The sequence below is a fragment of the Desulfovulcanus sp. genome, from assembly GCF_982781345.1.
The window spans coordinates 1-7,225 of record NZ_CEYAEZ010000086.1; the positions used below are offsets into that span (position 1 = coordinate 1).

9 protein-coding genes are annotated in these 7,225 nt (G+C 43.5%); all 9 read left to right on the plus strand.

All coding sequences use genetic code 11. The annotated features are described in order from the left end of the window. Nucleotides 1-108 precede the first annotated feature (108 nt). The 9 genes from AC3WVG_RS10800 to proB all read left to right on the plus strand — a co-directional run bounded on the left by AC3WVG_RS10800 (nucleotide 109) and on the right by proB (nucleotide 7,138). Nucleotides 109-618: a nitroreductase family protein gene (locus AC3WVG_RS10800; protein WP_488798126.1), complete on the plus strand. Its 510-nt coding sequence runs from the start codon at nucleotides 109-111 to the stop codon at nucleotides 616-618. Next, nucleotides 619-1,236: an MBL fold metallo-hydrolase gene (locus AC3WVG_RS10805; protein WP_488798127.1), complete on the plus strand. Its 618-nt coding sequence runs from the start codon at nucleotides 619-621 to the stop codon at nucleotides 1,234-1,236. Between the two features lie 65 nt (nucleotides 1,237-1,301). Further along, nucleotides 1,302-2,384 (plus strand): glycosyltransferase, encoded by a 1,083-nt coding sequence (locus AC3WVG_RS10810; RefSeq protein WP_488798128.1) that lies wholly within the window; start codon nucleotides 1,302-1,304, stop codon nucleotides 2,382-2,384. Between the two features lie 210 nt (nucleotides 2,385-2,594). Then, a complete protein-coding gene (locus AC3WVG_RS10815; protein WP_488798129.1) occupies nucleotides 2,595-3,158 on the plus strand; it encodes a flavodoxin family protein in 564 nt (187 codons plus the stop codon). Nucleotides 3,159-3,273: 115 nt separating this feature from the next. Then, nucleotides 3,274-3,972, plus strand: a complete 699-nt coding sequence (locus tag AC3WVG_RS10820; protein WP_488798130.1) for a ComFC family protein — start codon at nucleotides 3,274-3,276, stop codon at nucleotides 3,970-3,972. A 122-nt stretch (nucleotides 3,973-4,094) separates the two neighbouring features. Next, a complete protein-coding gene (gene rplU, locus AC3WVG_RS10825; protein WP_252381479.1) occupies nucleotides 4,095-4,406 on the plus strand; it encodes a 50S ribosomal protein L21 in 312 nt (103 codons plus the stop codon). 15 nt (nucleotides 4,407-4,421) lie between these two features. Continuing rightward, nucleotides 4,422-4,688, plus strand: a complete 267-nt coding sequence (gene rpmA, locus AC3WVG_RS10830; protein WP_252381478.1) for a 50S ribosomal protein L27 — start codon at nucleotides 4,422-4,424, stop codon at nucleotides 4,686-4,688. A 222-nt stretch (nucleotides 4,689-4,910) separates the two neighbouring features. Beyond that, on the plus strand, nucleotides 4,911-5,930 hold the full coding sequence (gene obgE, locus AC3WVG_RS10835; protein WP_488798131.1) for a GTPase ObgE: 1,020 nt from the start codon (nucleotides 4,911-4,913) through the stop codon (nucleotides 5,928-5,930). Nucleotides 5,931-5,986: 56 nt separating this feature from the next. Beyond that, complete coding sequence (proB, locus tag AC3WVG_RS10840) at nucleotides 5,987-7,138, plus strand: glutamate 5-kinase (RefSeq protein WP_488798132.1); 1,152 nt, start codon at nucleotides 5,987-5,989, stop codon at nucleotides 7,136-7,138. Nucleotides 7,139-7,225 lie beyond the last annotated feature (87 nt).

Below are 7,225 nucleotides of genomic sequence, written 5' to 3' on the forward strand. Positions count from 1 at the left end.
AGACTAGAATAAACCATGGAAATTAAGTTGATAAAAAGGTTCGGCCACAGGCTCTAATTAGACTCCAAAAACGCAGTGGACGCGATAAACTCATAGGGAGGAGGTAATATGACGGTAGATATTTTTGATGCTATATTTAATCGCAGAAGTATCCGCAAGTTTACAGATCAGGACGTGGACAGGGGAAAAATCATAAAGATTCTTGATGCTGGGCGGTGGGCTCCTTCCGGACTGAATAATCAGCCTTGGCGTTTTTTGGTCGTTAAGGATGAGCAGCGTAAAGCTAAATTGGCCGAGTGTACTAGATATGGACACATTGTGCGTCAGGCCAATACTTTGATCGTAGTTTTTTTGGCCAAGGATGCCATGTATAATGCCACAAAAGATTATCAGGGTGTCGGGGCTTGTATTCAGAATATGCTTTTGGCCGCTCATGGATTGGGCCTGGGCGCTGTCTGGCTGGGCGAGATTTTAAATCAGGAAACTCAAGTGCATGAAGTTTTAAATACAGACCCTGAGCAACTGGAGTTAATGGCCGTTATTGCTCTGGGCCATCCTGCGCAAGAAGGTAGTTCTTCCCGAAAAGATTTATCACAACTACTTTTAGAGGAGTTTTAAATGGCAGAAATCAGGATTTTTCAACTCGGAGTTCTTCAAACCAATTGCTACCTGATTGTTCATCAGAATGAGGCTGTGGTTATAGATCCGGGTGGGGACCCACGCGAGGTTATTTCTTTTTTGTCTCAAAATAATCTTAAGCTGACCCATATTTTAAATACTCACCTTCATTTTGACCATATCCAGGGCAATGCTGCCTTGGCCCGTGCAACCGGGGCCCCAATTTTGGCTAACAAGGAAGATGAGTTTTTATTGCAAACAGAACTTGGCGCAGGTGGATTCATGGATTTCCCGGAGACAGAGCCATTTGATTTTGTTGATTTAAGCGAAAGTGAGCAGAATTTTTTAGGTTTCGCCTGTCAAGTACTGGCTACGCCCGGTCATACTCCAGGCAGTCTTTCTTTTTATTTTCCTGAACTTGAGGCAGTTTTTGTGGGGGATTTGATATTTTTCCGCTCCGTGGGCCGTACTGATTTTCCGGGGGGTAGTCTTGAAATTCTTAAAAAATCAGCCCTGGAAAAGATTTTTACCCTGCCGGACGATACCATTATTTATCCTGGTCATGGTGAAGAAACCAGGGTCATGGATGAAAGACTGCATAATCCATTTTTTTCATGAAGTCTCAATTATTTAGTTGAATTCTGTATTAACGGTAAGTTTAAGACTCGAATCCCTAATAACGAATGCAAGTTGTTCATTTTACCGCCTTAAAAGAACAAGGCGGGGCAGCCAGGGTTGCCAGAATTTTACATAAACGTTTGTCCAGCCAGGGTGTACTAAGTGAGCATCTCTGGGATATTGAGGGACAAGGTTTAGAAGGTCTGTTACAAAAGACTGATAGAAGTATTTTGCATATTCATTCCTGCTTGGACTGGCTGGATGTGCTGAAAAAAATTGCAGGTCTGGCCAGGGTGGTGATCACTGCCCACGATTGTTCTTTGATCACAGGTGGATGTGTTCATCCTATGCAGTGTGAGCAGTGGAAAACAGGGTGCGAGTACTGTGAACGCGGGTTTGTACAAAGCCACAGGGTGTGGCAAGGCAAAAAAGAACTGCTTTTCCAAATGAGACCGCTTATTGTCTCTCCTTCCAAATGGCTGGGGAAGATGGTGCGCCAAGTGTTACCTGAACTTAAGATAAAGGTTATTCCCAATGGCATTGAGTGGGACGGGGAAGACGTAAAAGATAGCGGGATATTAAATCAAAATCAGTTTAATTTTTTAAAAAAATATCCCAGTGTTCTTTTTGTGGCCCACGGTGGCACCAAAGCTGTTTACAAAGGCGGATCAAGATGGGAGGATGTGTGGCAAAAGATAGCCGAGGCAATGCCTGAGGCAAAGGGATTGTTTGTAGGTGGTGATAGGATCCGGCAAAAAAGAAATTTATATTTTTTGCCTTATTTACCTCAGGATACGTTATATGCGCTTATGCAAAGCTGCTCGGTGCTGGCGTATCCCATTTTGGCTGACAACCATCCCTTAATTGTCCTGGAGGCCATGCGTTGCAAGTTGCCAGTGGTGGCCTTTAATGTAGGAGGCATTGGAGAGCAGATTGTTCACGGGGAGACAGGTATCTTAATAAATTCAGGCAATTGGGATGAACTGGCCCAAGAGGTAGTTCGTCTCTTAAAAAAGAGACGAAGAGCAAAATTTATGGCTGACACGGCTTTTGAGCGGGGCAAACGGTTCTTCTCTGCCAGTCGAATGGTCTCAGAGTACATCAATATATATGCTCAGATAGATTCTAGGGGGAATCATGCTCGATAAAGATATTGAGCTGGACTTTCGGCATAAATGTTGAGGAGTTGGTCAGGAGGTAAGTTGGTACCTCCGTCTTTCCAGGGGCCAAAAAATAACAGTTTTGATACAAAAAAATGCCTTGGACCAATTAAAAAATGCCTTGTATATCGCGCCGCACTGGGAATTAAACATAAAAGAATTCGATGTTTATATTGAGGGTGTTTTTGAGCGTAAAACATGAAGTATGACAGTTTGATCCTGGCCTGCAGTCCAAGGCCAGGTGGCAATACCGATACCGCTGCCAAGCTTATAGCTGACACCCTTGAGCAGCAGGGGTTCTCTCCGGAAGTAATTTATCTGCGGCAGTTCAAGATCGTCCCTTGTCAGGGTTGCCAGAAATGTGTCGAGGAGCGGCTTGGACATTGTGTACTGGCGGCAAATGATGATGCTCAGATGGTTTTAGAAAAGATTTTAACTTTCAGAAGGCTTTTTCTTTGCTCCCCTATTTATTTTTATCATTTACCGGCTACTTTAAAGGCCCTGATTGATAGAAGCCAGTCTTTTTATGCTATGTGGATTAAAGAGCAATTAAAAGTTCATAGGGGACAGGCGAAAATCATCCTCATAGCCGGACGCAAAAAAGGTGATAAGCTGTTCGCTGGCAGTCAATTAACCCTGAAATATTTTTTGTCTCCGTTTAATTATAATCTGGAGTATCTGAATTTACGTGGCCTGGATAAAGTAGACGCTCTAAAGTCTGATAGTAAAATCCACCAAAAGATACGTGAGTTCGCAATCTGACATTTCTGCAAAAGTATTTTTTAACATGGGCCTAATTATTGTTCATCTGATGGACTCTTGTTAACTCAGCGTTCTTCAAGGCCCTACACTGAAAAATGCAGCTTAAACCGAAAGAATGTTGACAGCTTTGAAGGATATATTTGTCCAGAGCCGGTGTGATATTTGTGGCCAGGTTGTTTCTAAAGGCAAGTTTTTGTGCCGTGATTGTCAGACCAAGCTATCTCCTGTCCGATACGGGTACTGTGTTTCCTGTGGCCAAGTCTATGTGTTAAATGAGAACCCCTATCAATGTCTTCAGTGTCGTGAGGCTCCTCCTTCTTGGTCTGGACTTGGTTTTTATGGAGTGTACGATGGTTTGTTAAAACAACTGATTCTTGAATATAAATTTACCCAGAAGTTGAGTTTAGGCAGGGTTTTGGCCTTTCTGCTCTATGAAGCATATAAGTGGCATGGTCTTGATCGTCCGGATTTCATTCTTTCTGTACCCATGCACAACAAAAAATTAAGAGAGAGAGGGTTTAACCAGAGCCTGGAGTTGGCTAAAATTTTTGCTCGGAAAATTGATACTCCGGTCAAGAGACAAGGCTTTGAGAAACAAAAACATACTCCTGCACAGAGTATATTGAACAGAACTGAGCGCTTGGCTAACCTTAAAAATAGTTTTTTGATTCCTTCAGATATATTACGCAATAAAAAAATTTTATTGATTGACGATATCATGACTACGGGGACTACTCTGGAGGAGTGCACACACGTTCTTCTTCAGGGCGGAGCCAAGCAGGTTCAGGTTTTGTTTCTGGCCCGGGCTGCTTAGACTGACAACCGGCCATTTTGAAATTGAAGAATGACGTGGCCGTGTTAAACTGTTAAAAATAACTTGACTAACCAGGAAAAGTTAGTTTACTAGTTCCGTTTCACTTTTCTGGAGGTAAGACAATGTTTGCTATAGTTGAAACCGGAGGAAAACAATACCGGGTCCAAGAAGGACAGCAGGTCAAAGTTAGTAAGCTTCAGGCAGAGGCCGGTTCTGAGATTACTTTGGATAAGGTTTTGGTTGTTGGTCAGGGCGGCGAAGTTCAGATTGGTCAGCCGTATGTTCAGCAGGCCAAGGTTGTCTGCGATGTTTTAAATCATGGCCGAGAGAAAAAGATTATTGTTTTCAAGAAAAAGCGCCGCAAAGACTACCGTAAAAAGCAAGGTCATCGTCAGGATTTTACAACCCTTAGGGTGAAGGCTATACAGGCCTAGTTAAGGGAGGATATTATGGCTCATAAGAAAGCTGGAGGAAGTTCCAGGAATGGTCGAGATAGTATTGGTCAAAGAAGAGGCGTGAAGCGCTTCGGCGGCCAAAAGGTACGGGCAGGGAATATTTTGGTTCGTCAATTGGGCACCAAGGTTCATCCAGGGAAAAATGTGGGCATGGGTAAAGATTACACCCTGTTCGCTCTTACGGATGGGGTGGTTAAATTTGAAAAATTTGTCCGCAATAAAAAGGTTAAAACCAGAGTTAGTGTAGTCCCTGCTGTTTAGTCAGACAGAAAGTAACTTTTTGCCTGTTAGCCGCCTGGATTTCCTCTGGGCGGCTTTTTTTATTTTTCCAAGTATTGCCTTGCGAAAACGAATATTTTAGGTATTTGTTGTTTATAAGTAGGAATTGTAACAAATAGAACATTAAACTTAGAGAGTTAGTGGCAGATATTCAGGTCCATGTTTAAGTTGGTAAGTCTGTCACCTGGCTTATAGCAGTAAAGTATGCGTTTTGTAGACGAAGCAAAGATTTTAGTCCGCTCAGGCAAGGGGGGCAATGGATGCGTATCCTTTCGCAGGGAAAAATATGTTCCCAAAGGTGGGCCTGATGGCGGAGACGGAGGCAAAGGAGGGGATGTTTATCTTAGGGCCAGCTCTAAGCTTCTAACACTTTATGATTTTCGTCATAAAAGAGTCCATGAGGCTCGAAATGGGCAGCCAGGGATGGGCAAGCAGCGCTATGGTCGCTCTGGTGATGACCTGATAATTGACGTGCCCGTGGGGACTTTAGTGTACGAAGTTTTAGAGGATGGACGGGAAAAGCTTTTGGTCGATCTCGTTCAAGATGGACAGATGTTTTTAGTGGCTAAGGGAGGTCGCGGGGGCAAAGGCAATGTGCACTTCAAGTCTTCAACCATGCGTACCCCAAGATTCGCCCAGCCTGGTGAGGAAGGGGAAGAAAAAACAATCCGTCTGGAGTTGAAGGTTATCGCTGATGTAGGCTTGGTTGGTCTGCCAAATGCCGGTAAATCTACCTTCATCTCAAAGATATCTGCAGCCAGGCCCAAAATCGGACCTTATCCATTTACCACCTTGACCCCTAATTTGGGGGTAGTGGAAGATGATTTCGGTCGGCGGATGGTTGTTGCCGATATCCCGGGCCTTATTGAGGGGGCGCATAAGGGGCAGGGATTAGGAGATAGGTTTTTAAAACATGTGGAGCGGACCAAGTTTTTGGTGCATATTTTAAGTGTAGAAGATGTAGATCTGGACGATATATTTTCTGGTTTTGAGTTAATTAATAACGAATTATGGGAATGTAGCCCGGATTTGGCCCAAAAAGAGCAGGTTTTGGTTTTGAATAAAATTGATTTGTTGAGTGAAGTAGAAATAAATAAGCTTCAAAAAATTTTGAGCGCATACAAGCAAAAAGTATTTTTGATTTCTGCCTTGAATGGCAAAGGTGTCGGTCCACTACTCAAGGCTATGTGGGAAAAATTTTATTTATTGTCACGGAGTGGTTAGAGGGTGGTGGTGCAGGGTTATCTCTAATCTCGAACTACGGCTAAAGAATCAACGCAATGTTGCAGGAATATAAAAAATATAAAGAACAAGTTTTAAGCCGGGCCAAAAAAGTAGTCATCAAGGTTGGCAGTGCGGTTTTAACCGGTGCTAATGGCCTGGATCCGAGAGTCATTAACAGGTTGGCAGATGAGATTTCTCTTCTTCATGACCAAGGGCGGGATGTCATTTTGGTTTCATCGGGAGCTGTGGCCGCCGGATGCAAGGTCATGAGCTCTTGTAACGTAAAGGAGTGTCTAGCATATAAGCAGGCAGTTTCGGCAATTGGCCAGAGCAGACTGATGCACGCTTATGATGAAGCATTCGCGAGATATGATAAGATAACCGCCCAGGTCCTGCTGACAAAGGATGATCTAAAAAGCAGGGAGAGGTTTCTCAATGCTCGAAACACTCTGCTCAATCTTTTGTCCTGGAAGGTTATTCCTATTATAAATGAAAATGATACAGTGGTCGTTCAGGAGTTAAAGTTTGGAGACAATGATGCCTTGGCGGCCTTGGTCCTCAATTTGGTTGAAGCTGATTTGTTTATAAACCTGACCTCGGCTGATGGCGTTTATAACGCTAACCCCATGAAGTATAAAAACGCTAAACTTCTTCCTTATATAAAGGATATATCTAAACTTGACCTGGAAGAGATCTGCCAAGGAAAAACAACACAGGGTACAGGCGGCATGTACAGTAAGCTTTTGGCTGCCAGACGCGCTGCACAAATAGGAGTGCCTACGCTAATAGTTTCTGGAAAAACCAGGTTTGCCCTGGAGAGGGTGTTTTCTGGTGAGGAATTGGGCACATTTATTTTTCCGGAAGAGAAATCAATCTCCAGACGTAAATTCTGGCTGGCCTATAATTTGGATCCGAGAGGAGAGGTCTTGGTGGACAAGGGAGCGGCCGAGGCTATTGTCAACCAGGGCAAGAGTTTATTGCCGGCAGGGATAGTGGATGTGAGGGGGAAGTTCGGAAAAGGTGCCTTGGTTAAAGTGATCGATGCTGAAAGCGGTGAGTCCCTGGGAGTGGGTTTGACTAATTATAAATCATCTGAACTCAAACAAATCATGGGTAGAAAAAGCTCGGAAATCGAAAATATTCTTGGACAATGTGCTTATAGCGAAGCAATCCATCGAGATAATTTTTTACTTGGCGCGGCCTTGTGAGTTTTTAAAAGAAGCTTGTTTGGAAGTTTTGTTTTTTTCAAAAAAATTCTTGACAGGGAGCGGATGGTAGGTATAGAAGCTACTTCC

What these genes read in the sequence shown, in the direction of transcription:
- AC3WVG_RS10820 (WP_488798130.1), top strand. Translation starts at nt 3,274, where the DNA reads ATGTTGACAGCTTTGAAGGATATATTTGTCCAGAGCCGGTGTGATATT.
- AC3WVG_RS10800 (WP_488798126.1), top strand. Translation starts at nt 109, where the DNA reads ATGACGGTAGATATTTTTGATGCTATATTTAATCGCAGAAGTATCCGC.
- AC3WVG_RS10810 (WP_488798128.1), top strand. Translation starts at nt 1,302, where the DNA reads ATGCAAGTTGTTCATTTTACCGCCTTAAAAGAACAAGGCGGGGCAGCC.
- AC3WVG_RS10815 (WP_488798129.1), top strand. Translation starts at nt 2,595, where the DNA reads ATGAAGTATGACAGTTTGATCCTGGCCTGCAGTCCAAGGCCAGGTGGC.
- obgE (WP_488798131.1), top strand. Translation starts at nt 4,911, where the DNA reads ATGCGTTTTGTAGACGAAGCAAAGATTTTAGTCCGCTCAGGCAAGGGG.
- proB (WP_488798132.1), top strand. Translation starts at nt 5,987, where the DNA reads ATGTTGCAGGAATATAAAAAATATAAAGAACAAGTTTTAAGCCGGGCC.
- rpmA (WP_252381478.1), top strand. Translation starts at nt 4,422, where the DNA reads ATGGCTCATAAGAAAGCTGGAGGAAGTTCCAGGAATGGTCGAGATAGT.
- AC3WVG_RS10805 (WP_488798127.1), top strand. Translation starts at nt 619, where the DNA reads ATGGCAGAAATCAGGATTTTTCAACTCGGAGTTCTTCAAACCAATTGC.
- rplU (WP_252381479.1), top strand. Translation starts at nt 4,095, where the DNA reads ATGTTTGCTATAGTTGAAACCGGAGGAAAACAATACCGGGTCCAAGAA.